General features: G+C 71.5%; 23 protein-coding genes. 9 read left to right on the plus strand and 14 right to left on the minus strand.

Going from position 1 to position 23,798, the window contains the following annotated elements:
• The first annotated feature begins 179 nt into the window (after window positions 1-179).
• Together I4J89_RS24705 and I4J89_RS24710 are read left to right on the plus strand one after the other, a co-directional pair.
• The gene (locus I4J89_RS24705) at window positions 180-776 is read left to right on the plus strand and encodes an RNA polymerase sigma factor (RefSeq protein WP_196416440.1); all 597 of its coding nucleotides are present in this window, start codon (window positions 180-182) and stop codon (window positions 774-776) included.
• Window positions 754-1,206 carry a hypothetical protein gene (locus I4J89_RS24710; RefSeq protein ID WP_196416441.1) on the plus strand — a complete coding sequence of 151 codons (453 nt, stop codon included), beginning with the start codon at window positions 754-756 and terminating at the stop codon, window positions 1,204-1,206. The genes I4J89_RS24705 and I4J89_RS24710 overlap by 23 nt, the downstream gene beginning before the upstream one ends.
• On the opposite strand, the gene I4J89_RS24715 is transcribed toward I4J89_RS24710, so the two are convergent.
• Window positions 1,184-3,883 (minus strand): CHAT domain-containing protein, encoded by a 2,700-nt coding sequence (locus I4J89_RS24715; RefSeq protein WP_196416442.1) that lies wholly within the window; start codon window positions 3,881-3,883, stop codon window positions 1,184-1,186. The two genes, I4J89_RS24710 and I4J89_RS24715, sit on opposite strands and share 23 nt — an antisense overlap.
• A gap of 65 nt (window positions 3,884-3,948) precedes the next feature.
• Here I4J89_RS24715 and I4J89_RS24720 point away from each other — a divergent pair, with 65 nt between their 5' ends.
• Window positions 3,949-5,256, plus strand: a complete 1,308-nt coding sequence (locus I4J89_RS24720; RefSeq protein ID WP_196416443.1) for a S8 family peptidase — start codon at window positions 3,949-3,951, stop codon at window positions 5,254-5,256.
• A gap of 287 nt (window positions 5,257-5,543) precedes the next feature.
• On the opposite strand, the gene I4J89_RS24725 is transcribed toward I4J89_RS24720, so the two are convergent.
• Window positions 5,544-6,173, minus strand: a complete 630-nt coding sequence (locus I4J89_RS24725; protein ID WP_196416444.1) for a TetR/AcrR family transcriptional regulator — start codon at window positions 6,171-6,173, stop codon at window positions 5,544-5,546.
• A 113-nt stretch (window positions 6,174-6,286) separates the two neighbouring features.
• Here I4J89_RS24725 and I4J89_RS24730 point away from each other — a divergent pair, with 113 nt between their 5' ends.
• Window positions 6,287-7,402 carry an epoxide hydrolase family protein gene (locus I4J89_RS24730; RefSeq protein WP_196416445.1) on the plus strand — a complete coding sequence of 372 codons (1,116 nt, stop codon included), beginning with the start codon at window positions 6,287-6,289 and terminating at the stop codon, window positions 7,400-7,402.
• Window positions 7,403-7,463: 61 nt separating this feature from the next.
• On the opposite strand, the gene I4J89_RS24735 is transcribed toward I4J89_RS24730, so the two are convergent.
• The 5 genes from I4J89_RS24735 to I4J89_RS51590 form a co-directional block, all read right to left on the minus strand.
• On the minus strand, window positions 7,464-8,495 hold the full coding sequence (locus tag I4J89_RS24735; protein WP_196416446.1) for a hypothetical protein: 1,032 nt from the start codon (window positions 8,493-8,495) through the stop codon (window positions 7,464-7,466).
• Between the two features lie 75 nt (window positions 8,496-8,570).
• A complete protein-coding gene (locus I4J89_RS24740; protein WP_196416447.1) occupies window positions 8,571-10,232 on the minus strand; it encodes a hypothetical protein in 1,662 nt (553 codons plus the stop codon).
• A complete protein-coding gene (locus I4J89_RS24745; protein WP_196416448.1) occupies window positions 10,229-11,917 on the minus strand; it encodes a tetratricopeptide repeat protein in 1,689 nt (562 codons plus the stop codon). Before I4J89_RS24745 ends, I4J89_RS24740 begins: the two co-directional genes overlap by 4 nt.
• A gap of 133 nt (window positions 11,918-12,050) precedes the next feature.
• Entirely contained in the window at window positions 12,051-12,482 is a 432-nt protein-coding gene (locus tag I4J89_RS24750; protein ID WP_196416449.1) for a VOC family protein, read from the minus strand.
• Between the two features lie 21 nt (window positions 12,483-12,503).
• Entirely contained in the window at window positions 12,504-13,580 is a 1,077-nt protein-coding gene (locus tag I4J89_RS51590) for a helix-turn-helix transcriptional regulator (protein WP_196416450.1), read from the minus strand.
• 127 nt (window positions 13,581-13,707) lie between these two features.
• On the opposite strand from I4J89_RS51590, the gene I4J89_RS24760 reads away from it, so the two are divergent.
• The gene (locus I4J89_RS24760; protein WP_196416451.1) at window positions 13,708-14,973 is read left to right on the plus strand and encodes a hypothetical protein; all 1,266 of its coding nucleotides are present in this window, start codon (window positions 13,708-13,710) and stop codon (window positions 14,971-14,973) included.
• Window positions 14,970-15,503, plus strand: coding sequence for a hypothetical protein (locus I4J89_RS24765; protein ID WP_196416452.1), 534 nt, complete (start codon window positions 14,970-14,972; stop codon window positions 15,501-15,503). Before I4J89_RS24760 ends, I4J89_RS24765 begins: the two co-directional genes overlap by 4 nt.
• On the opposite strand, the gene I4J89_RS24770 is transcribed toward I4J89_RS24765, so the two are convergent.
• Both I4J89_RS24770 and I4J89_RS24775 read right to left on the minus strand, forming a co-directional pair.
• Window positions 15,468-16,355 (minus strand): NAD(P)-dependent oxidoreductase, encoded by an 888-nt coding sequence (locus tag I4J89_RS24770; protein WP_196416453.1) that lies wholly within the window; start codon window positions 16,353-16,355, stop codon window positions 15,468-15,470. The two genes, I4J89_RS24765 and I4J89_RS24770, sit on opposite strands and share 36 nt — an antisense overlap.
• A gap of 10 nt (window positions 16,356-16,365) precedes the next feature.
• The gene (locus tag I4J89_RS24775) at window positions 16,366-17,625 is read right to left on the minus strand and encodes a saccharopine dehydrogenase family protein (protein ID WP_196416454.1); all 1,260 of its coding nucleotides are present in this window, start codon (window positions 17,623-17,625) and stop codon (window positions 16,366-16,368) included.
• An 89-nt stretch (window positions 17,626-17,714) separates the two neighbouring features.
• Here I4J89_RS24775 and I4J89_RS24780 point away from each other — a divergent pair, with 89 nt between their 5' ends.
• The gene (locus I4J89_RS24780) at window positions 17,715-18,416 is read left to right on the plus strand and encodes a TetR/AcrR family transcriptional regulator (RefSeq protein WP_196416455.1); all 702 of its coding nucleotides are present in this window, start codon (window positions 17,715-17,717) and stop codon (window positions 18,414-18,416) included.
• On the opposite strand, the gene I4J89_RS24785 is transcribed toward I4J89_RS24780, so the two are convergent.
• Entirely contained in the window at window positions 18,400-19,188 is a 789-nt protein-coding gene (locus tag I4J89_RS24785) for a hypothetical protein (protein WP_196416456.1), read from the minus strand. The two genes, I4J89_RS24780 and I4J89_RS24785, sit on opposite strands and share 17 nt — an antisense overlap.
• Entirely contained in the window at window positions 19,185-19,676 is a 492-nt protein-coding gene (locus I4J89_RS24790) for a SigE family RNA polymerase sigma factor (protein WP_196416457.1), read from the minus strand. Before I4J89_RS24790 ends, I4J89_RS24785 begins: the two co-directional genes overlap by 4 nt.
• A 124-nt stretch (window positions 19,677-19,800) precedes the next feature.
• On the opposite strand from I4J89_RS24790, the gene I4J89_RS24795 reads away from it, so the two are divergent.
• Complete coding sequence (locus tag I4J89_RS24795) at window positions 19,801-20,805, plus strand: Ppx/GppA family phosphatase (RefSeq protein WP_196416458.1); 1,005 nt, start codon at window positions 19,801-19,803, stop codon at window positions 20,803-20,805.
• Window positions 20,802-21,455 (plus strand): maleylpyruvate isomerase N-terminal domain-containing protein, encoded by a 654-nt coding sequence (locus I4J89_RS24800; RefSeq protein ID WP_230859543.1) that lies wholly within the window; start codon window positions 20,802-20,804, stop codon window positions 21,453-21,455. Before I4J89_RS24795 ends, I4J89_RS24800 begins: the two co-directional genes overlap by 4 nt.
• On the opposite strand, the gene I4J89_RS24805 is transcribed toward I4J89_RS24800, so the two are convergent.
• The 3 genes from I4J89_RS24805 to I4J89_RS24815 are packed head-to-tail and all read right to left on the minus strand — an operon-like array spanning window position 21,394 to window position 23,755.
• On the minus strand, window positions 21,394-22,641 hold the full coding sequence (locus I4J89_RS24805) for an MFS transporter (protein WP_196416460.1): 1,248 nt from the start codon (window positions 22,639-22,641) through the stop codon (window positions 21,394-21,396). The two genes, I4J89_RS24800 and I4J89_RS24805, sit on opposite strands and share 62 nt — an antisense overlap.
• On the minus strand, window positions 22,638-23,198 hold the full coding sequence (locus tag I4J89_RS24810; RefSeq protein ID WP_196416461.1) for a winged helix-turn-helix domain-containing protein: 561 nt from the start codon (window positions 23,196-23,198) through the stop codon (window positions 22,638-22,640). Before I4J89_RS24810 ends, I4J89_RS24805 begins: the two co-directional genes overlap by 4 nt.
• Before the next feature lie 14 nt (window positions 23,199-23,212).
• Window positions 23,213-23,755: a TetR family transcriptional regulator gene (locus I4J89_RS24815; RefSeq protein WP_196416462.1), complete on the minus strand. Its 543-nt coding sequence runs from the start codon at window positions 23,753-23,755 to the stop codon at window positions 23,213-23,215.
• Window positions 23,756-23,798 lie beyond the last annotated feature (43 nt).

A 23,798-nucleotide genomic window follows, 5' to 3' on the forward strand; every position in this document is an offset into this window, starting at 1 on the left:
GATGCGCATCTTTGGTTGGCCCTTTCTCGGGTTCGTCCACATCGACGGATCACCCAGCACGGCCGTTGATACGTCGGCTGCCCGACATCTCTGCACCGGAACGTGGCACGGTCACCGAGTATCAGGAGTCCGGTGGAGACATCCGCAGATTGACGGTCCTCACGACGAGGAGGTCGAGCATGGTGGAAACGTCCACGGTGACCGCGTTGGTGGCGGCGGCCGGGGAGGGTGACGCGGGGGCCTGGAAGGCGCTCGTCGAGCGGTACGCGCCACTGGTCGGTTCGGTGATCGTGAGGCACCGGTTGTACGGCGCCGATGCCGAGGACGTGGCGCAGACCGTTTGGCTGCGGCTTGTCGAGCACCTGCGTGATCTTCGCGAGCCCCGGGCTCTGCCGATGTGGCTGATCACCATTTCGCGCAACGAGTGCGTACGGGTACTCAAGGCGGGCCGGCGGCTGCGGCCGGTGGACCCGACGACGGAGAACGACATGTACCTCGGTGAGGTGGCCGAGCCGGATCAGGCGCTGCTCGACGGTGAGCGGAACCAGGCCCTGCTGGCCGCGTTCGCCGAGTTGTCCGACCGGCATCGGGAGCTGTTGCTGCTGCTGACCGCCGATCCGCCGTTCTCCTACTCGGAGATCAGCCGGCGGCTCGGCGTACCGGTGGGCAGCATCGGGCCGACCCGGGCCCGCGCGCTGCGGCACCTGCGGGAGTGCCTGGAACAGGCGAACGGCGAAAGGAAAGGTGGCCCTGGTGGCATCGCGACCCTCAGATGACGACGAACGGCTGTTGCGTGAACTCGGCTCGGCGTTGCGCGGGGGCGCGGCCGTGCAGGAGCGGATCACGACGATCGGCGAGGGCGCCTTCGCCTGGTACGGGGTGGACGACGAACTGGAGTTCGCGAGCCTGATCCACGACTCGCTGCTGAATGAGGAGCTGACCGTCCGCGGCGAGCTGCACCGTACCGTGATGTTCGCCTGTTCGTCGGTGACGGTGCAGGTGGAGCGCAGTGCCGGTCTGGTGGTGGGGCAGGTCGTCCCGGCCGTGGAGGGTGACATCTGCGTGCTTCTGGCGGGTGGGGACAGCTCGTGGATCCGTACCGACGAGCTGGGCTGCTTCTCGCTGCCGGAGGTGCCGGCGGAGGCGTTCCGGCTGCGCTGGCGTACGGCCACGGCGGACGTGGTCACCGACTGGATCCGGCTCTGAGGCCGGCGCCCAGGCAGACGAACCCGGCCGCGGCGGCGAGCTGGAGCCCGCCCTCGGCGCGGCTGTGCTCCTGCGCCGAGGCGAGTGCCTCGGCCGGTGAGTTCCCGGCGCGCAGCCGTGCGTGGTACGCCTGCATGAGCGGCGCCGTCTCCCCGTCCGGCACCGGTACCACCGGCGCCACCAGGGTCTCCGTGCCCTGACTCAGCAACGCCGAGGTCAGGCCCAGCACCTCCTCGCCGACCACGTGCGAGCGGCCGGTGTCGCACGCGGCCAGGACCACGTGGCGCGGTGCCTCGCTGAGCATCTCCAGGTCGTAGACCGTGTACGGCCCGTCGGCCAGCCGCAGCGAGGAGAACTGCGGGTTGTCCGAGCGCGGCTGCCCGTGTGCGGCGACGTGCGCCATGGTGGCGCCGCGCATCGCCGCGGTCACGTGGGCGGCGTCGGCGGCCCCGTTGGTGAGCAGCAGCGGAGCGTCGTAGAGGGCGGCCACCGCGTCGGCCTCGGTACGCGCACCCGGCAGCCCCGGCCCGGCCACCACCACGACCGAACCGGCCGGGTCGACGGCCGGCCGCCGCGCCGACTGGAACCACAGCGTCGCCGACGGCGTGACCGTGACCGGCCGCCCGGCGCACGAGGGCAGGATCGACCAGGGCAGCGACTGCAACGCCCCGGTCGGTACCACGACGAGGGGCCGGTCTCCGACGACCGGGGCGAGCGGGCGCAGCAGCAGATCGTCGAAGACCCGTCCGGCCCGCTCCAGCACCAGGCGGGCGGCCGCGGCGTTGGCCGGAGCGGTCCGGGCGTCGGCCAGCCGGTGCAACGCGAACGGCAGGTGGGTCAGGTTGTGCAGCACCGCGGTGAGCGGGCCCAGCGTGTGCAGCCGGGCCTGGCCGCCGGCCACGGTGACGGCGTGCAGCACGTCGTCCAGCTGGACGTACTCCACCAGGGCGGCCTCACCCAGGTACGCGGCGAGCTGGGCGATCGGCGGCGGGCCGGTGGCGGCGCCGCTGGAGCCGGTGAACGTACGCCACCGGTCGCGGATCCGCCGTTCCAGGGTGATCTGCCGGTGCAGCAGGGCGGTCGCCGGCTGCCCGCCGCCGCGCCGCTCCTCCAGTTCGGTCACGGTGGCCCGCAGGTCGGCCAGGTCGCCGGCCAGCTGCGGGTCGGCCGGCGGCCGCAGCGGATGCAGCAGGGTGGCGATGGCCCGGCCCCGCTCCGACCAGGCGTAGACGCCGTGCGGGTCGCCGTCCTCCAGCGCGATCCGCACTCCGAGCCGGGCCAGCGCACCACGGTGCGCCGACATGTGCGCCCGCAGCTCGGTGGCGCCCAGCGTCGCCTGGTGCTCCTCGACGATCCGCAATCCGGCGGCGAGGGCGCGGCGGGCACCGTACCGGTTGCCGTCGGCCCGGCGCAGCATCGCCTCGGCCAGCCAGGCGCGGGCACGCGAGTCGGCCGGTCCGGCGGCGCGCGCCCGGCCGGCCAGAGCCAGATCGGTACGGGCCTGCGCGAGACGGCCCCGCTCCAGCGACAACCGCCCGGCGAGTACGCGCGCCGCCAGAGCCTGCACCGTCCACCCGGCCTGGGCCAAGGCCTCCGCCGACCGCCGCACCTGACCGGGCGTGACCCGTTCCGGGTGCCGGCGGGCCAGCGCCTGCAGGCGGGCGTCCCGGGCCAGGGCCACCCAGTTGCGCCGCCCCAGCCGGGCGAACTCGCGGGCTGCCTGCGCCGCCGCCGACTCGGCGGTCGCCAGGTCACCCTGCACCAGCGCGACCGTGGACAACAGCAGCCGGGCCTCCGGCAGGTGCATGCGCTTCTGTGACTCGTAGGCGCGGACCGCCGCCTCCGCGGTCGCCCGTGCCTCGTCGACCAGCCGTACCGACAGCAGCAGCGACGCCCGGTCCACCAGCAGCGAACCGACCCGCATGCCCTGCCGGTGGTAGTGCTCCTCGGCCCGGTCGAAGTGCTCCAGCGCGGCCGGCACCTCACCCCGGTACGCCTTGACGCAGCCCAGGTTCTGCTCGGCGTACGCCCGGGGCAGCTCCAGGTTGTGCTCCGCGCACAGCCGCAGCGCCGCGACCAGGTCCTGCTCGGCCGCGGCGAAGCTGCGCCGGGCCAGATGCAGCAGGCCGCGATTGCTCAGCGCACGCGTCTCCCACTGCGCGTCCCCGGCCCGCCGCAGCACCGGCAGCGCCGGGCGCAGGCTCTCCAGCGCCTCGTCCTCGCGGCCCATCTCCAGCAGGATGGCCGACCGCTGGACCAGCGCCCGGGCCGCCGAGACCCCGTCCAGCTCCCGGCGGGCGGCCTCGATCTCGCGGAACGCCCGGGCCGGCAGCCCGCGCAGCGCCAGCGCGGACGCCAGGCTCATCCGGGCCTCGCCGACCAGCTGCGCCGAACCGGCCCGCCGGGCAGCGGCGACCGACCGGCGCAGATGGGTCACCGCGCCGTCGAGATCGCGCAGCTGCATGGCCGCGACGCCGAGGGCCCGCTGGGAAACGCTCTCCGCGGCCCGGTCGCCGGCTCGCCGTGCCGCGCTCTCGGCACGAACCGCCAGCACGCGGGCCCGGGCCGGGTCGACCGTAGCCAGGCGCAGCGCCTCCGCAGGGCTTGACTCGATGCCCGCCTCCTTACCGAGGCCGCAATCATAGATCGCCTTCGTGGTGTCTCTTAGCGGACTCATCCCTGGTTCCGTCGATCGTTGTCGATAGCCTGATGGGCGGCCCGACGGCGAAATGAGGTGCCCTGGTGAAGACGCAAGAGCCGGTCGACCTGGTGGTGGCCCTGCCCCACGAAAAGCTGGTCCTCGGCGTGATGCAGGAGGCCGGCGCCGGCCGGATGATCGAGATGGCCGACCGCAACGGCGATCTCGGGCTGGCCCGGATCTCGCTGCGGGAGCCCGGCGCGGTCGCCGACCATGTCGCCGACTGGCGCCGCCACGTCCAGCCGGACGCCCGGCGGGCGGCCGCCGCGGCCGAGACGCCACTGGACCGCGTGCTCACCGATCTGCGCGCCGGATTCGCCGCACTCAACGGCGGCTGGATGCCGACCATGGGTAAGAATCGCGCGGTCGGCCGGATCCCCGGCATGCGCAACGCCCGCCCCGGCGTGAGCGGCGCCGGCGAGGTGTCGCACGGCGGCGGCGGTGCACCCCGCAAGATCGACGAACCGGGCTGGGCCAAGGCGCGGGCAGCCACACCGGGCCGGGGTGCCCGGGTCGGCCTCGTCGACACCGCCCTGCGCCGCCACGACTACCTGGCCGGGGCCTGGGTCGGTGATCAGGAGAACGGCCTCGCCTACCCCGACGGCCTACCGGCCGAGGCCGGGCACGCCACCTTCATCGCCGGCCTGGTGCTGCGGCAGGCACCCGGCGCGACCCTGTCGGTGACCGCCCTGCTCGACGACCAGGGAGTCGCCGACTCCTGGGAGGCCGCGGTGCGCATCGTCCAGCTGGGACGCGAAGGCCTGGACGTGCTCAACCTCTCGTTCGTCAGCTACACCGACGACGGGATGCCGCCGCTGGTGCTGTCCACCGCGATCGACCGGCTCGACCCGGACATCGTCGTGGTCGCCGCGGCCGGCAACCACGGTTTCCTCACCGACGGCCAGGAACGCAAGGCGGCCTGGCCGGCCGCGCTCAACGACGTCGTCGCGGTCGGCGCCGCCAGCGCCCGAGGCGACGGCGAGCCGGCGTCGTTCACGCCGCTCGGTTCCTGGATCGACGTGCTGGCCCCCGGCGAGGACGTGGAGAGCACCTACCTCGACCGCCGGGCCCAGGTCTGGGAAGACCCGGACGGCGACGGCCCGCAGGAGCCGGTCCGGCAATCGCGCAACTTCAATGGGTACGCCCGGTGGAGCGGCACGTCGTTCGCGGCCGCCGCGGTCAGCGGTGCGATCGCGGCGCGCACGGTTCCGGGCCGGGCTTCGGCCTGGCAGGCGTACGAGTGGATCGTCCGGGAGGCCGAGGAGGCGGCGGGCGAGAACCGGCGGGTGGGTGAGCCGCTGCTCATCGAGCCGGACACGCTCGGCTTGCCGTCCTGGGTCCGCCGCCGCTGACGCCGGTATCGGGTGGGTGCGGGCGGTCTCGGTCGGCTTGCCGCCTCCGCGGGAGGCCGGCGACCGGCGGTGCGGCCGCGCATGGCACGCGGCTCGCCCTGGGGAGCGGGGACGGGGCTGCTTCGGCGGGGCGGCCGGGACCGGACGCCCGCGTCGCCCGTGCTGTTTCCCGGCGGTCGCGTTGGGGCCGCGCGTGGCGGGCGGCTCGCGCTGGGGGAGCGGGGACGGGGCGGCTTCGGCGGGACGGCCGGTCACGCGTACCTCGAAAAAGCCGGACCGAAAGCGTGTTATTCGGTCTCGGGTTTGGGGGTGGACCAGCGCCAGTTGATCTCGGCGATGGTGGGTGCGGGCTCGGGCAGCGCACCGCCGGCGCGCAGGCCGTCGAGCAGGACGGCCAGGTAGCGCCGGCGCAGCTGCGCGGTGCGTGCCTGGTCCGGGATGCGCACGGCCGCGCACATCTCCAGCAGCATGGTGACGTCGGCCGGGACGGCCTCCGCGCGCATCTGCGGGTGTGCCCGCTCGAACAGGGCGATGGCCAGCTCGTTCGCCCGGGCGGCGTCGGCCCTCATCTCCTCGGTCGGGGTGAACGTGCCGGCCAGGTGCACGGTAAGCGAGTGCACGTCGGCCTCGACGACACCCTGCATGAACCTCTCGAAGGCGGCCCAGTCGTCGGGGTCGGCGGCGGCCTCCTCCGCCTCGCCGATGAAGATCCGCAGCCCGTCGTGGCAGAGCGTGCGCAGCAGATCCTCCTTGCCGGCGTAGCGGCGGTAGAGGGCGCTGATGCCGACGCCGGCGCGCTCGGCGACCGCCGAGATCGGCGCCCTCTGGTCGGCCAGGAAAACCTCCCGGGCAGCGGCCAGGATCGTCACGTTGTTGCGCTCCGCCTGTCGTGCGCGGCCGGCTTTCGGACTGGTCATGGCCATCAGCCTAGCGGAACGGAACGAAGTATTCCGCTCCGCTCGCCAACGTGTTACTGTTGAACGGAACGAAGCATTCCGTTCCGGATGAGCGAGAAAACGAGGAGCCGGCGATGACCGAGATCCGTTCCTTCCGCATCGAGATCCCCGAGGCCGACGTCGCGGACCTGCGTGACCGCCTCGGCCGCACCCGCTGGACCCCGGAGATCCCCGGCCAGGGGTGGCAGCGCGGCGTTCCGGTCGACTACCTGCGCGGCCTCGCGGAGTACTGGGCGGGCGAGTTCGACTGGCGCGCCGCCGAGGCACGGCTCAACGAGCTGCCCCAGTTCGTGACCGAGGTCGACGGGCAGACCGTGCACTTCGCGCACGTCCGCTCCACCAACCCGGCCGCCGTCCCGCTGCTGATCAGCCACGACTGGCCGGCCAGCTTCGCGATCTACCTGCCGGTCGTCGAGCAGCTGCGCGACGACTTCCACCTGGTCCTGATGAGCAACCCGGGCGTCGCCTTCTCCGGCCCGCTGACCGCCCCGGGCTGGAACGGGGCGCGGACCGCCGCCGCCTTCCGCGAGATCATGGCCCGGCTCGGCTACGAGCGTTATGGCGTGCAGGGCACCGGCGGTGGCGCCGCGATCGCCGTCGAGATGGGACGGCAGGCGCCGGAGAAGGTGATCGGCGTGCACGTCAACGGGCACATCACGTTCCCGTCCGACGACCCTGCCGACTTCGCCGAGCTGACCGAGGCGGAGCAGGACCGGCTGCGGCGCCTGCAGGAGTTCCGTGACGACAAGATGGGCTTCAACGTCATCCAGTCCACCCGGCCGCAGACCCTGGCCTTCGGGCTGCACGACTCGCCGGCCGGCCAGCTCGCCTGGATCGTCGAGAAGTACAAGGAGTGGACCGACCCGTCGGCCGACCTGCCCGACGACGCCGTCGACCGGGACCTGCTGCTCACCAACGTCAGCCTGTACTGGTTCACCGGCACGGCCGGCTCCTCGGCCAACCTCTACTGGGAGATGGCGCACGACCCGGCCGCGTGGGCGCCGAAGCCGAAGTCGACGGTCCCGCTCGGTGTCGCGCTCGGCGTCACCGACATCACCATCCGCCGGTTCGCCGAGCGGGACACGCCGGTCGCCCACTGGACCGAGCTCCCGGCGGGTGGCAACTTCCTCTCCGCCGAGCAGCCCGAGCTGTTCAGTAACGACGTTCGGGCCTTCTTCAGCAAGCTGTAGGCCGCACCCGCCGCACCCGCCGCACCCGCGCCGGCCATCAGGCCGGCGCGGGTTCTGGGCGTCAGCGAGAGCGGCGGCGCCTGGCCACGACGATCCCAAGGAACCCGGCCGCGGCGGCGAAAGCCGCACCCAGCACCAGCGCCCCCCACGGAACAGTCGTTCCGCCGGCCGCCGCGACCGGCTGCGGCACCGGCGGCGATGAGGCAGGCGCGAGCGACGCCGGCGGCGAGGGCGCCGCGGTCCTCCCGGGAATCGGATAGCGAATCATCTCCGGGTCGCTGCCCTCGGAGACGGTGAGCAAGGCAGTCCCGTCCCCGCTGTACGCGATCGCCTCACCCTGCGGCTCGTCCGGCAGCGCGATCACGCGGGGCTCGCCCTCGGTGATGGCCCGCACCACATCGCCTCCGCTCACGTCGAACTCGAACGCGTCCGCATAGGTCCGCAACACCACCCGCCGCCCGTCCGCACTGGTCGCCCCGCCGGTGATCACCAGCCGCCCCGGCAGCCCGAACGGATTGCTCGTCCCGGTCACCGGGATCGCGAACTCCCCGGCCTTCCGCATCGGCGTGGTCTTCCCGGCCCGAAGGTTCCCCTCCGGAACGTAGATGCCGGCCGTCATCGGATCCTTGGTCACCACCATCGGCGTGCCGTCCCCCGAGACGACCAGGGCTTCCGCATCATGGGCCCCGTCCGGGTAGCTCATGCGATACAACCGCGGCGCACCCGCACCCGGCTTCAGCCGCCACAACGCGACCGTCTCCCGGCTGCCCCCGTTGTCCCCGACATCACCGACCCACAGCGTGCCGTCCGGCCCACGCGCCAGATCCTCGGTGTCCCGCGGCCGAGAAGGGAAGGCCACGGCCCGCGCCACCGCACACCGCCGATTGAGAAAAAAGATCCGCCGCCCGTCCGCATCGTCCGCGCCGTCATTCACCACCACATAGCCGCTGCCGTCGGCGACCAGCCCAGAAATCTCGATCAGCCGCTCGTCGTCGATCCGGCACACCGGCGCGGCCGCTGACGGCGCGGCCGCTGACGGCGCGGCCGCCGCCGGGCCGGCCGCGAGCACTATCGCGGCCAGGGCCGCTCCCACCGGCAAAACCCTCTCCCCCCACGCGATACCAGCACCCTAACGACCCACTTCATCGGTACGTCTCCTGCTGGGGTACTAAACGAAGATGACGAGATCGTCCTCGATCGCCTTCAGGACCAGCGCGTCCGGATCACGGGCCACTATCCGGTCCAGGCGGTGCTGCAGGCTCGCGTGATCCTCGTCGGGGAGAAAGTAGCTCTGCGCGAGGCTGATCAGGCCGTACGTGAATCCCGCCAGGTCGGGACGGATCAGCTCCAGCCGGTCGCCGATCAGGCTCATCGCGGCGACCAGCCGGATGGCGGTGACATCGTTGCGGAATATCTCGCGCAGACCGGTGGCGCGCAGCATGGACCGCGCGGCCGTCATGCGGTCGTGGCCGGGAATCCGCGCGGCGGCCGCGATGGTGTAAAGGTCGAGCGCGTCGTCGTAGATCCCTTTGGTGAAGTCCTCGAGGGCAGGACTGTCGACGACGGGCAGGCCGCCGGCGACGAACCTCTCCCGCAACCGGGGCATCACCTCGGACAACGACGTCACGCACCGCGGATAGTGGAGCAGGGTCTCCTCGTCCACCTCGGCGTCCGGGCCGAGGTGCCACACCCGCAGTAACCGCACCTCACCCTCGGCGTCCTCCGCGGTCAGGGCGAGTACGGATCCCGTCGTCGGCGTGAACACCCGCAATCGGTGCCGGCCGGGCGGCAACGGGATACCCATTACGACGTCTCCATTACCGCTCACCTCCACCTCGGTGGTGGCGATGGGCGCGAACCGCCGCGTCACGGCGAGGTCCGGCAGCAGGTCCGCCAGCGCCGTGGCGCTCAATCCGGTCGCCGTCTCCACCGCCTCGGGGTCGTGGCGCAGCAGCTGGAGGTAGTGCCTTTCGAACAGGCCGAGCTGCTCGTACGCCTCGGCGTAGTCGGCGGGGACGACATCCAGCTCGTCCGCACACAGCATCGGGTCGTGTGGCTGCCAGCTCGCCCAGAACGATCGGATGCGCTCGGGCACGTCGGTCGCCGTGAACAGGGTGAACATCCGTTCGCGGAACCGCTGGGAGATGGCCGCGGCGACCTTGGCGCCGTCCAGCTCGCCGGAGAAGAGGATCTTGGTGTATGCCGGATCATCCCAGAAGTACGAGCGCAGGTAGGTCAGGAACATCTCGAGTGGCACGTTGTCGCCGCGCCCGATCATGGAGAACGCCAGGTTCTTGACCGCCATGTACCCCGGAAGGTAGCCGTCGTTGACCTCGAACGGGCGCAGATAGAGCGAGGCCTTGCGTTCCAGGACGGCCGGCGAGTTACGCAGGAACTGCATCATGGTGGATCGGAAGATGTGGTCGTGAGTCACCGAGAAGCAGAGGCTGGCAACCCCCAACGGCGTCGCGGGATGGAATTCGTCGCCCATCGGGCGCAGGTCGAACTCGGCGAGCTGAGCCATTCCCTCACCCAGGGGCCGCATCAGGTGGGACAGATACCGGTGGCCGAGGAGGTCCCGCGCCCAGATCGAGCGTCCGTCCGGATAGGCGGCGGTGAGCGTGGTCAGCCGCAGCTCGGCCAGCGCCAGCGTCGAGCCCACCAGCGACTGGAAGCACCAGTGATGGGTGAACTCGTGCAGGAACTGCGGCAGCAGATGCTGGTCCCCGAGACTGCGGTCGCCGAGCCAGCGCAGATATCCGGCGGCGTCCAGGCCGTCGTAGAAGATGTCGTTCGTGGTGCTGTCGGTCCAGTTGCGAGACCCGGTCACACCTCGGGCGCCTCTCCGCCGTCGTCCCGCAGGAGATCGTCGATCATGCGGGTCAGTTCGTCGCCGGAAGCGTTCTCGAGCTTCGCCATCTCGATCTCCGCGATCACGGTGCCCTGCTTGGTCACCACCACCTTGCGAGCGCGGGTGACACCCTGGCGGCGGGTTGTGATCCATGCGGCGAGAACGGCCGCTACCGCGGGGATCGCGTCCGAGGCGAAGGAGAGCACCACACTGATCAGCCCGGGATCGCCAACCGTACCGGGTGTGAGGCCGGGTTCCTCGCGGTGCACGGCGATCGGGTGACCGGGTGACCGCTCGTCGACCCCGTTCTGCAACTCGAGTGCCGCGAGTTCCGACGTACTCTCCACGGTGAGCTCGATATCCTGCGCCACTGTTGGTCCTCTCCTCTTCTCCGTGCTCGGGGTCCTGGTCAGGACCGAGTCGTTCCGCAGCATCGCCACCGCGCGCCGCAGATCCGCGTCCTCGCCGCGGATGGCGTGCCGGGAGCGCAACGCGGTGGCGAGGCTACTCCGTCGATGTCCGCGGTGTGGGTCGTCCGCTGTGGACCGTGCCAGCGCCGCTTCGAACAACCGGATGCTCTCGTCGAGATCGCCGGCGTCGCCGGACCGGACGAAGCGGCGGTAGAGAGCGGCGGCGAGGTTGCCGTAGTCGAGGCCGGGCCGCCCGTCCGCCGCCTCCTCCCGCAGACAGGTGATCGCCTCGTCCAGGTCGCTGTCCTCGGCGCGGAGGTCGTATCTCGTGACAAGCGCCGCGCCGAGGCGCGACAGGCGGACGTGCCGGTTCGGATGGCCGGCCGGCGTCACCTCGACCGCCCGGCGAAGCGCCGGCACCGCCTCTTCGACGTCGGCCTCGTGCTTCGACATCGAGTGCCGGACGAGCAGCGCCGAACCGAGGTTCGACAGGATCATCGGATAGTCGACGGAGCCGGTGTCCACGGTCTGCCCGGCCGTGCGGAGCAGGGTCACCGCCTCCTCCAGGTCCTCCGGGCGAGCCGTGACAGCGAAACGGTTCCGCAACGTCCGGCCGAGACCGGCCAGGAGCCAGGGGGCATCAACGCCGCCGGGCGGCACCGACGCCACCGCCTCCCGCAGGAGCAGCACCGCGCGATCGAGATCCGCTACCGCTCCGGTCAGATCGAACCGGCGCTCATGACCCGTGGCGAGGTGCGAGAGGAACGTCGGCCGTTCCGGCTCCGCCGCGGGCGCCGCCTCGACGGCCTGCTGAAGCAAATGGATGGCCTCGTCGACGGCGGCCCGGTCGTCACCGGCGTCGTGCAGGATCGCGTATCCGTCGTCGTGGAGGTAGCCGTACTCGGGGACCTGGGCGGCGTGCCGCTCGATCACCGCCCGGACCTGAGCGGGCAGGACGTCCGCCCCGGCCAGCAGCCCGTGGAAGCGTATGGCCCAGCGCAGATCCTGACCCCGCGTCGACGCCGGGAGAGCCGTCGCCCGGGCCATGTGCAGAGCCACCACCACGGCGAGCGCCTCGGCGTCCACATGGGTGCCGTCGGGCCGTACGTCGACGGCGAGGTCGGCCAGCCGCGTCACCGTCGCCAGCGCTCGCTCGTCCAGAATCGGTTGCGGATCCTCGGAGAGGCGATAGGCCGTCACCCGGTCCCACAGATCGCCGATCATGGAATCGCGCAGGCCGCTCTCCCCACTCACGCCCGGAGCGTAGGCGTGGTGACTGACCGTGGCCGCCGGCTCGTCAGGATTCCGACAGCTCACCGATGGGGGACGTCGGCTCGCCGGCTGCCCGACCGGCGGCAGCGGACCGAGCCCGGCGAGCAGCACTCGCTCAGGTGGCGAACACCTGGGCGTCGTCGGCGAAGGCCTTGAATTCCAGGGCGTTGCCGGCCGGGTCGAGCAGGAACATCGTCCACTGCTCACCGATCTGACCTTCGAACCGCAGGTACGGCTCGATGACGAACTCGGTGCCGGCCGCCCGCAGCCGTCCGGCGAGCTCGTGGAACTCCGGCACCGGCAGAATCAGGCCGAAATGCGGGACCGGTACGTCGTGACCGTCGACCGGGTTGTGGACACGCTCGGCGCGCTCCGGCGCGAGGTGTGTGACGAACTGGTGCCCGTGCAGGTTCCAGTCGACCCAGGTGTCGGAGCTGCGGCCCTGCTTGAGGCCGAGCACCTCACCGTAGAACCGGCGCGCCTCAGCCAGGTCGTCGACCGGCATCGCGAGATGAAAGCGGGGGATCGGGGAATCGAGAGCAGTCATGCGTTGCCTTCCAGGCGTGGGTCAGGTGTGTGCCTTGCGGTGGCGCCGTCCGTAATACTCCCGGATCGCGGCACGCTGGTTGGGGACGTCGAGCTTCGTGTAGATTTTGTTGATCTTGTTGTGCACCGTCTTGGCGGAGATGCGGAGTTCCAAGCTGATCGCCTCGGCGGTCCGGCCACTCGCCCACAGATCCATCAGCCGCACTTCGTCCGGCTGAAGTCGGTTCCAGCGCTCGTCGTAGGTGTGTGCGAGGTCGATGCGCAGGACACCCTCGCCGTCGTGGCCTTGATCGAACCAGAGGACCACGAAAGCGGCGTCGCCGGAGGGCGACGCGAGAGCGTACGGGCGGCGGGCGGTCGCCGGCAGGCTCGCCAGATGGCGGGCCACCGTGGCCAGTGGGACAGGCAGGGGTGCACCACGCGTGATCGGCCCGAGCGCCTCATCGACCGCATCCCACAGCGCACCGCTGCACATCCGTACCAGCCCGAGCCGGTCCACGGCGATGACGGCCACCTGCTCCGAGGTCTTGAGCTGGGCTTCGAAGTCATCCGCCAGCCGCTGGAACATGCGGTGCTCGGCGCGTTCCATCGCCATCGCGAACTCGATCCGCACGGTACGCAGCAGCGCCGAGTCCTGTTCCGTGAAACATCCGCGCTCCGGCCCGGAGATGCTGATTCCGGTGGAGTTGGCCCCGCCGGAGGCGGTGACGATCGCCAACTGGTCGTTGACGCCGATCGGACGGAAGTACTCCTGATACAGCTCTGTTCGCTCCCACTCGGCCCGAGTGGGACCGCACTCCGACAGGGTCACCGGCGTTGCGTCGGGGTGGTCCAGACAGAACTTGAGCAACGGTTGCTGCCGGTTGAACCGCTGGTAGACGTCGAAGCCCCGGTGCATGGCCCGGTCGAAGTCGACGGGCTCAGCGACGGCTCCCTCCTGCAGGGTCGCCGGATGTACCCAGTGCAGCACGGCACCGTGCGCGCGCAGGCCCAAGGCCGCGACGAGATAGGGCAGCGTCCTCCTGGCCAGCGCTGTCAAATCCTCGTACGGCTCAGCGCGCACGACGTCGATCAGCTCGGCGGCTCTGCGATCAACCACGACGGCTTCCGAAGTCAGCGGGATGTTTTCCCTACCCTGACGTACCGCGGTGGAGCTCTGGTAGAGGAAGGCGCGTGAACGGCGCGTCGGGTTTCCTACTCCGCAACCTGTGATCGAGGTCGAGACAGTGAGTGCTACCACCTTGCGCGTCATGGTGTTCGGCGAACGCGGCGCCGGAAAGACGCTTTACCTTGCCGGGCTCTTCCGAGGAATGTCGGTGAGCGGCCCAGGATCGGTCTTCACCCTGCAGACCGGAGAGGTCGACCGGCTGAAGCTGAACCGGATCTACGCGGACGCGGTGAACCCCCTCCTCAAGAACTTCCCGCCGTCGACTCATTGGCAGACCGAACCGTGGCGCTTCGACTGCCAGATCACCAACCGCCACGGCACGTTCCGGCCGTTGTCGGTCGAATACCTGGACTACTCGGGCGAGATGCTGGATCCGCTGGACGCCCGCCTCGGCATGACGGACGAGGAGATCGAGGTCGACCCGGAGCTGCGGGCGCTTCGCGGCTACCGTGACCACGCGGACGCGTACCTCCTCATGATCGACGGGCTCAAACTGCTGCGAATGCTGCGTGGCGCTCCCGAGCTGGCCGGGTGGCTCGAGCACTACCTGTCCGACCAGTTACAGGTGATGGAGCAGCGGCTGACCGGAACCGGCGGTCGTCCACCGCTGCACGTCGTCGTCTCGAAATGGGACCTGCTCGACGGCCGTATGGTCGATGGCGTTCCGGTGACTCTGGGCGCTGTGGCCGGGCTGGTCGCGCGGCAACCCACGTTCGCCGCTCACCTGGACGGACGTGCCCAGGACCGCGACGCTCCGGTTCGGGTGATCCCGGTCAGCGTGACCGGCCCGTTCGCCGCATTGGACGAGGAGACCGGCGAGATCGTCAAGGTCCCCGGCCGGCCCGTGCAGCCGTACAACCTCGACGTCCCCTTCACCGCCTTGTTGCCGGACACGATCCGTTGGCGGCGGGAACAGTTGCTCGCCGACACCGGCCCGTCCGGCGAGGGCGTGGAACGGAAACTCAACCGCAGAGCGGCGTTGCTCGCCCACGCGCGAGCCTTCGTCGGCTCGGCCCGTGGGCCATTGGCTGAGCGGCTCGACCGCTGGGCCACGCGGCGGCAAAACGGGGGGTCGCCGGCGATGTCGATCGCCACCGCCGGGCTGGCCGGCGAACTCCTGCACCAGCTCGGTGCCGTTCTGGACGAACAGGAGAGCCGGAGCCGGGCACGCCTGCGTGAGATTCAGGAGGAGCACCAACGGCGACGACAGGCGGTGGCAACCGAGAGCGAGGCGATCACGCTTGCGCTGCAAGGCTTCGCCGTACGCCTCGCTGAGTTCGAGGAGAAGAACCCCGGATCGCTGCTCGGTGAGGTGCTGTCATGACCATCGTCGCGACATCCCGGTTGTGGCCCTTCGTGATCGTGGAGAGCCGGCTCATCGTGACGCCGGACTTCTTAGCGCGGCGTGGTGGGAGCGATCCGCGAATCCGGCGGTTGCTGGTGAACGCGGCACGGGTCGACCAGGCTCGCGGCACCGCACTGCACCGCCGGGTATTGACCGTGCCGGGAGAAGGCGCCTACGCGCTCGCCTATCGGTACGTACCCGTTCCGGGCGGAGCCCGCGACGAAGCTACCCGGGTCATGCACATGGCCGAAGGGGTCGTCTGCGACGACCTGGACGCCGAGCTCACCGACGAGACACTGAACCGGACCCGCGGCTACCTGCTCGGGCCGGTTCGCCGATATGTCGACCAAGGATGGTCAGGCCCGCCTTTGTCGTCGCGTGCTGTCCTGGCGGGTGAGTCCGTCGAGCCCACACCCTGGAGTCTCGGCCGGCTGGCCGCGGTCGTCGTGCTGGCAGCGGCCGGTCTCACCGTCCTACTGCTGGCCCTCAAACGGGTGCTCGGCCCGTAGAACGGAAGGGGCCGACCGAGACCGTGCCTCGAGGGCCCGGACCACCGCGGCCATGTCCTCGCCGCCGTAGCCGGCCTCGGCGGTCTCCGCGTACAGCTGCCGGCAGACCTCCAGCAGCGGTGACTCCACACCGGCCTGGACGATCAGTTCGGCGTTGTACAGCACGTCGCGGACCGCGGCCTGAACCTCGAAGTCCCGGTCGAGCAGCTTGCCGCCCTTGACCCGGGACACCGCGCTGGCCATCGGCCCGGCGTCCAGCGCCGCCCGGAGGGTGGCCCGGTCAAGGCCGTGCCGGTCGGCGAAGTGGAACGCCTCGGCCAAGCCGGTCACCATGCTGATCAGGAACGTGTTGACCGCCAGCTTCATCCGCAGGGCGCCGGGCACCTGGCCGCACCGGACGATCTCGCGGCACATCGGGCGCAGCAGCGGCGCCACCCGCTCCACGTCCGGCGCTTCGCCGGCCAGCATCACGACCAGTTCGCCGGCCGCGGCGGGGCCGCGCGAGCCGGAGACAGGAGCTTCGACGTACGCCCCGCCGGCGGCCCGCACCCGTGTGGCGAGCCCGGCCGAGTAGTCCGGTGCCGTGGTGCCCATGTGCACCACGGTCCGGCCGGCGACGTCGCACCGGTCGAGCACGTGATCGATGACGCTGTCGTTCGCCAGCATCACGATCACGGTCTCGGCCTTCGCGAAGACCTCCGCCGGGTCGGCGGCGACGGCGGCTCCATGGGAACGCAGGGGGCCGGCACGTTCCGGGGTGCGGTTCCAGACGATCAGGTCGGTGCCGGCGCGGGCCAGGTTGAGCGCCATCGGCTGTCCCATGACGCCGAGGCCGAGGAATCCGGTGGTCACCCGCCGGACGTTACGCAGCAGCCGGGGGAGAAGCCGATGCCAATCGGGCGGAATTGGTCTGCTCGCGCATGCCCCACGGTGAGCCGTACTCGGTGAGCAGGTCCAGGAACGGGCGGGGCGGCAGGGCCTCGGGACCGAGAACGCCCACTCCGGACCAGGCGCCCGTGGCGAGCAGTTCGAGCGCGACGACCGGGTTGATCGCGGTCTGCCAGACCACGGCCTGGCTGCCGTACTCCGCCATCGACCACTCGTTGTCGACGACGTGGTACAGGTAGACCTCTCGTTCGGCGCCGTCGCGCGTACCCCGTACCCATGTCCCTGCGCAGGTCTTGCCGCGCATGCGCGCGCCGAGCGTGGCCGGGTCCGGCAGGCTGGCCGCGACCACGTCGCGCGGTGACACCGTCACCGGCCCGGCTCCGCCGGGCACGCTTACCGCTTCCGTGCGGTCCAGGCCGAGTTGGTGGAGGGTTTTGAGGGTACGGATGAACTCCTCACCGAGTCCGTATTTGAACGTGACCCGGCGGGCGTCCACCCAGCGCGGGATGAGCAGCACCTCTTCGTGCTCGACGTTGACGCACTCGACCGGCCCGATGCCCTCGGGGAAGTCGAACACCTCGGGTTCGCTGAACGGGGCGGTGGTGAACCAGCCGCGCCCGCGCTCGTAGATCACCGGCGGGTTGAGGCACTCCTCGATGGTGGTCCAGATGTTGAAGGACGGCGCGAACTCGTAGCCGTCGACGGTGAGGTTCGCCCCGTCGCGGACGCCGATCTCGTCGATCTCGTCGAACAGCTCGTCCGCCGCGTACCGGGCGAAGATGTCCGACAGGCCGGGCTCGACGCCGATGCCGACCAGTGCGAGCCGCCCGGCCCGCTCCCACTCGGCGGCCTGCGCGAACTGCTCGTCGCCCAGCTTGACCCCGCATTCCTGGTGCGGCAGTGCCGGATGCGGCCGGGACAGCGACATCGCCATGTCCAGGTAGGTGGCCCCGGCCGCGCCGGCGGCGTCGAACAGCGGCATCACGAACCGCGGGTCGGTGGCGTTGAGCAGGACGTCGCAGCCGTGCCGCCGGAGCAGGCCGGTGACGGCGGCGCGGTCGCTCGCGTCCACCCGCTCGGCCCGGAACCGGTCGTCGCCGACGGCCGCGACCGCCGCCTCGGCGCGGGCCAGGTCGTAGTCGGCGACCACCATCTCGTCGAAGAACGGCCGCCGGGCCGCGATCCGGGTGATCGCCGTGCCGACGCCGCCTGCTCCTACCAGCAGTACGCGCATGGTTGGTGGCTCCTCTCGATTGATGCCGGTCTCGATCAAAGGCCCCGAGGTGCGCTAAGGTCAACGGCGTTGGCATAAGGAGGCGGCGGATGCCGAAGACGGTGGTTCCGGAGGAGAAGCGGCGACGGCGCCGGCCGACCCGCGGCGGTACGGTCCTGTCCGAGCGGCTCATCGTCGAGGCGGCGTTGCGGCTGCTGCGCGAGCACGGCAGCGCCGGGCTCACCGCACGGCGGCTCGGTCTGGCGCTGGACTGCGATCCCAGCACGCTCTACCGGTACTTCCGGGGGATGGACGAGATCATCCTGGCGATCGGTGACGCCCTGATCGGCCAGGCTCTGCACGGCTGGGTCCCGGGTGGCGAGTGGCGGGCCGATCTGCGGGCGCTCGGCCTGCGGATCCACGCCGCCTACATCGCCCATCCGCAGGCCGCCGTGCTCACCACGAGCCGGGTCACCGGCCGCGCCAACGAGCTCGCCGCCGACGAGGTGGTCCTCGGCGTGCTGCACTCCGCCGGCCTGCCGGCCGCCGAGACGGTACGCGTCTACCACGCCTTCATCGACCAGACGCTGGCTTTCGCGGCCCTCGACGCGGCCTCGCTCGCGTTGCCGAACGCCGCGCTGCGCGCCGAGGAGGTGGTGTGGCGGTCCACCTACGCCCGGCTGCCCGCCAGCAGCCATCCGCACATCGCCGGGATCGCGCCGCTGCTGGCCGCCGAGATGGTGACCAGCGCCTACCCCGCCGCCCTGGACCTGCTGCTGAACGGCATCGCCGCGCTCAGGGGAAGAGGGTGAGCTCCGGGGCGGTGGCCAGCTCGACGAGCTGGTCCTCGTCCAGCGGCGGCTCCGGGCGCCCCATTTCCTGTTTGTCCGAGTCGAGCGTCGCGTCCGGCACAGCGTTCGTTGCGGTGGCGAAGACGACCGTGTCGCCCTTGTGCACCCACACGTCGATCCTCCGCAACCGGGACTCCTCCACCGCCTCGTGGACGAGGATCGTCTCCCCGTGCGAACCTTGCCGCACATCGCAGCCGGCACAGCTCGCGATGGCCTCCTCCACGGTCTCGGCGGCCGGATAAAGGCCGAACCCGATCTCACCGAAACCCCTGCTGTCGCTGACGAGGGCGTCCGCCGAGATGATCGGTGGCGTCTCCTGAGACGGGTACGCCTGGAGCGGAAGGACGTCGTCCGAGGAACCGGGTATGCGCTGGAAGTCGGCCTCGGGCAACAGCGGAGGCACCGCCGTGAGCAGATAGCAGCTGATCCGGGCCGCGGCGTGCTCGACCGCCGCCGGACTGCTGGGCTCCGCCTCCGCAGCCGCGCAGAACGGTGCCGGGTCGAGCGCCACACCCGCCGAGACGTCGGGGTCGGCCCGGACGTGTGGCAGCGCGGCCATGAAGACACCGGTGACCGCCACGAACACGAGCGACCCGCCGGCCGCCGCCGCGATCCGGCGACGGCGGCGAGCACGCCGGCCCGCGGTGAGGACGTGCTCGTAGGCGAAGGTGAGCGGTGGCTCGTCCCCGGTGTACGCGATCAGCGCGTCCCGGATGTCGGTGGAATCGGTCACGGTCGCGTCTCCTTCGGTCCCACGGTGAGGTCCATCGCCGCTCGCAGCGCGGCGATGCCCCGGGCGGACTGGCTCTTCACGGTGCCCTCGGCGACCTGGAGCAGCTCGGCGACCTCGGCGATCGACAAGTCCTCCAGATGCCGCAGCACGACGACGGCACGCTGCTGGGCAGGCAACCGCCGCAGCGCCTGACCGAGGTCCTCGTGCCGCTCCACCTCCGGGGCGGGCCGGTCCGGGACGTCGGCCACCACCTTCTCCCAGCGGCTCTTGCGGGTGTGCGAGAGGAACGTGTTGACCAGGATCCGCCGCACATACGCGTCGATCTGCCCGTCACGCACCCGTGCCCATCGCGGGAACAGCTTCACGAACGTCAGCTGCACGAGATCGTCGGCGGTATGCCAGTCGCCGCACAGCGCGTAGGCGAGACGGCGCACGGAACTCACCCGCCCGGCGAAATACGCCGCGAAGTCGGCGTCCGGCTCAGCCACGATGCACACCCTCTCGTCCTGCGTCGATGTGTCAACCCATCGGGAGGGCCGAAAGGTTCAAGCGGTGATGTCTGTCACCTCGGACGAGGGCATACCGCGCGTAGATCGGGGTAGGCGGCCGCCCGTGCGCATGGGGGTATTGGACATCGGATCGAACGCGGCCCAGCTACTGGTGATCGACGCCTGTGCCGGGGCGCCACCGCTACCGGTGTACCGGGAGAAACGCCTGACCAGGGTGGCTCCGGCGATCCGGCCGGACGGCCTGGTCACCCCGGCCGGCGTGGACCGCCTGGTGGCCGCGGTCTGCTCGGTGGTTGAGGCGGCACGGGCCTACCAGGTGGACGAGCTGATCCCGTACGCCACCGCGGCCGTCCGGGACGCCGCGAACCGGGACGACATCGTGGCGGCGCTGCGGGCCGGGACCGGTCTCGACGTCGGCTTCCTCAGCGGTGAGGACGAGGGCCGGCTCACCTACCTCGCGGCGCACCGCTGGTTCGGCTGGGCCGCCGGCCCGTTGCTGCTGCTGGACATCGGTGGCGGCTCGATGGAGATCGTGCAGGGCCGCGACGAGAACCCGGCGGTGTCGCTGTCCCTGCCGCTGGGCGCCGGGCTTCTCACCCGCAGCCATCTGCCCGAGCACCCGGCGACGAGCCGGGACGTCAAGCGGCTGCGCCGGCACGTCCGCGGCGTGCTCGCCCCGGTCGTGCGCCGGCTGGACTGGGAGACGCGCCCGCACAAGACGGTCGCCACGTCCAAAACGTTCAAGCAGCTGGCCTGCTTCGCCGGTGAGTCCGACCCGGCCGGGTCACGCGTACTGCACCGGCGTGAGCTGCGGACCTGGATCCCACGGCTGGCCCGGATGACCCCGAAGCAACGCGCCGAACTGCCCGGGGTCTCCCGCAGCCGGGCCCGGCAGCTGCTGGCCGGTGCTGTGATCGCCGAGACCACGATGGCGGCTCTCGGCGTCGACCGGGTGGAGGTCTGCCCGTGGGCGCTGCGCGAGGGCATCCTGCTGCGCCGGCTCAGCCCGCCGTCGTACGGGGACAACCTGCGCGGCGTATGCCTGCGCGACCCGGCCGGCATCGTCACCAACCTGGACGACCACCGCCTGGCCGGGAGCGTCTGTTGATCGTCGAGGCGGCGTTCCGCGCCGAGGCCGAGGCCTTCACCACCGCGCTCGGGCAGCTGACCACGGGGGAGTGGGGGCAGCCGACCCGCTGCGTCCCGTGGCGGGTACGCGACGTCGTGGGGCATGTGGTGACCGTGCTGTCACGCGTACCCCAAATGGTCGCCGCGGCTGCGCCGCAGCAGACCGACACCACCGCGACCGCCTACTACCGCGCCGACCACCGCTTCAGCCGGGCCGCCAACGCCGATCGGGTACGCGTAGCGCAGGATCGCGCGGCCTCCCTCGACGATCTCACCGCCACCGTCGACGAGGTGCTCGCGGCGATCCGGCACGAGCCGCCCGGCCGGATCGTCCGCACCCGGCACGGCGACGCGATGCTGCTGTCCGACTTCCTGCTCACCCGGGTGGTAGAGCTGGCCGTCCACGGCCTCGACGTCGCCGACGCCGTGCACCGGCACCCGTGGCTCACCCCCGCCGCGGCCGGCGAACTTCAAGCGCTGCTCTTCGGCCCGGACTGGCGAACCGCGGTCGCCGCCCTCGGCTGGGACCCGGTCACGCTGCTGCGCAAGGCCACCGGGCGCGCGCCGGTCACCGCGGCGGAGTCGATACGGCTGGCCGATCAGGGGCTGCGCCCGCTGACGCTGGGCTGACCAGCCCCGGCGTGTCGCGCAGGCCCCGGCCGAAGGTCGCGACCAGCGCCGAACCGGCGACCGCCGCCGCGAACAGCAGGATCGCGCCGCCCGCGCTCCACGCCGTCACCAGCAGACCGGCCAGCAGCGGCGCCGCGGCGGACGCCGAGTTCGCGACCAGGAAGATCACGCTGACGACGCGGCCCTGCAACCGGTCCGGCGTGATCGCCGCCTGGTAGCCGAAGAGCGCGGCGTTGCAGGCCGGCGCGAGCAACAGGGTGAGCGCGACCGGTACGGCCGCCGCGACACTCGTCGTGAGCAGCGCGCTGACCACGAAACACGCCGTCGCCGCCCAGCAGATCGCCCGGGTCAGAACGGCCATCGGCAGCCGGCGTCTTAGCAGCGGGGCGGCGAAGGCGCCGATCAGGCCACCCGCACCGATGACGGTCTCGGTCAACCCGATCACGGCCGGTGCCACGCCGTGCCCCTGAAGGGCGATGATGATCGTGAAGATGGTGCCGGTGACGGCGAAGTTGAGCGGCGCGGCAATGAACAGCACGGTCCGCAGGAACGGGTTGCCGAAGACGAAGGTCAGCCCTTCCGCCAAACCGCCCGGGGCGCCCTCGCGAGGCTGTTGCAGCGGCCTGCGGATCAGGCTCACGCCCACCATGGACGCCAGGTAGGAGACCGCGTTCGCGGCGAACGGCCACACCGCTCCCAGACCGAACAGCAGGCCACCGACGGCCGGGCCGACCAGCGAGACGCCGTAGCCGCGGGCCTCGTTGCGGGCCACCGCGTCCGGCAGCCGGGGGATCGGGACGATGCTGCGCAGGGCGGCGTGCTCGGCCGTACCGAAAAGGGTCCCGCCGGCCGCGTCCACCACCGCGACCGCGATGATCACGGCAAGGTGCACCCGCCCGGCCAGCACGGCGGCGCCCAGACCGGCGAACGCGGCGAGCTGGAGCAGGTCGCAGGCGAGCATGGCCCGGCGGCGGTCCACCCGGTCCACCAGCAGCCCGGCCGGCAACCGGCACACCAGCCGGGTGACCTGGGCGATCGTGCCGACCAGGCCGGCCTGCACCGGCGAACCGGTGACCGTCAGGACGAGCAGGGGGATGGCCAGCGACGCGATGGCGTTTCCCAGCTCGGACAGGCACTGGCCGGTCCACAGCAGGTTGAACTCGCGGTTGCGCCAGAGGCTGGTCACCGCGCCGGCCGGTACGGATACGCCTGCACCACGACCGCCACCGTCTCCGTGCCGCCGGTTTGCTCGCCCAGGTCGTACTCGTTGATCACCCGCCGCAGCTCAGCCCGCAGCGCTGTCAGACGCTCAGGCGTCGCCCGGATCGCGTAGTCCCCGAAGCCCGCGGCGGTCTGCCACTCCGCGCTCCACTCGCCCCGCGCCGCCTGCGCCCGGTACGACTCGATCACCTCGTCCCACACCCGGCGGGCCGCCCGGTCCAGGGCGAGCACCACGTCGGCGCCGCCCGGGCCGAGGTCGTCCGGGTTGTCCGGCCAGGTCGTCGTGTCGTGCACCGCCTTCCACCAGCGCTCCCGGCCGCGGGCGCCCTTGCCGAGCTCGGGTGCGTCCTGGACGAACCCGTACCGATTCAGCAGCCGCAGGTGGTGGCTGGTCTGGCCGGAGTCGGTGGCCAGCCGCCGGGCCAGCATCGCCGAGGTGGCCGGACCGTCGATCCGCAGCGATCCCAGGATCCGCATCCGGAGGGGATGGGCCAGCGCGCGCAGCGCTTCCACTTCCATCATGTATCGCAGATTATTTAATGCATACGTTGCTCTGCAATGGCCGCCGCGATCCGCTTCTCATCACCGGTCGCCAGCAGATCCAGCAACGCCCCGCGCAACACCGCCAGCGCCAGGGTGCGGCGGGCCACGCCCTGCTCGGTGTCCCGCTCGCCGGCCGGCTGGCAGGCCGCCAGGACACCGAGCCAGTCGCTCACCGTCGCCCGCGCGAAGCCGGCCCACGCCCCGTCCGGCTCGACGAGCGACCGCGCGTACGCCTCCACCCACACCCGCAGCAGCGGCCGATGCTCCTCGGCGGCCAGCCACGCCCAGACCCGCTCGACCGCCCGGGCCAGCCCGATCGGCGCCGCCCCGACATCGCCGAGAAGCGCCAGCTCGTCCTCCCGCGCCCGCGCCAGCAGAGCCCGCACCAGGTCGTCCTTGCTGCCGAACAGGAAGAGCAGCACCCGCGGACTGGACCCGATCGCCGCGGCGAGGGGCCGCAGCGACAGATCGGCCAGACCGTGCTGGAGCACATACCGGTACGCCGCTTCCAGAAGTTCCGCTTGCCGCTCACTCACCGCGTGAGCGTAACATCGACTGAAACAGTCGTTTCAGTAGAAG

The organism is Actinoplanes aureus (assembly GCF_015704865.1).
GTDB lineage: Bacteria > Actinomycetota > Actinomycetes > Mycobacteriales > Micromonosporaceae > Actinoplanes > Actinoplanes aureus.

Bases quoted from the DNA above. Each gene is read 5' to 3' on its own strand.
- I4J89_RS24725 (WP_196416444.1), bottom strand. From the start codon at position 6,173: ATGACCAGTCCGAAAGCCGGCCGCGCACGACAGGCGGAGCGCAACAAC.
- I4J89_RS24730 (WP_196416445.1), top strand. From the start codon at position 6,287: ATGACCGAGATCCGTTCCTTCCGCATCGAGATCCCCGAGGCCGACGTC.
- I4J89_RS24765 (WP_196416452.1), top strand. From the start codon at position 14,970: ATGACCATCGTCGCGACATCCCGGTTGTGGCCCTTCGTGATCGTGGAG.
- I4J89_RS24715 (WP_196416442.1), bottom strand. From the start codon at position 3,883: ATGAGTCCGCTAAGAGACACCACGAAGGCGATCTATGATTGCGGCCTC.
- I4J89_RS24750 (WP_196416449.1), bottom strand. From the start codon at position 12,482: ATGACTGCTCTCGATTCCCCGATCCCCCGCTTTCATCTCGCGATGCCG.
- I4J89_RS24705 (WP_196416440.1), top strand. From the start codon at position 180: ATGGTGGAAACGTCCACGGTGACCGCGTTGGTGGCGGCGGCCGGGGAG.
- I4J89_RS24810 (WP_196416461.1), bottom strand. From the start codon at position 23,198: ATGATGGAAGTGGAAGCGCTGCGCGCGCTGGCCCATCCCCTCCGGATG.
- I4J89_RS24775 (WP_196416454.1), bottom strand. From the start codon at position 17,625: ATGCGCGTACTGCTGGTAGGAGCAGGCGGCGTCGGCACGGCGATCACC.
- I4J89_RS24780 (WP_196416455.1), top strand. From the start codon at position 17,715: ATGCCGAAGACGGTGGTTCCGGAGGAGAAGCGGCGACGGCGCCGGCCG.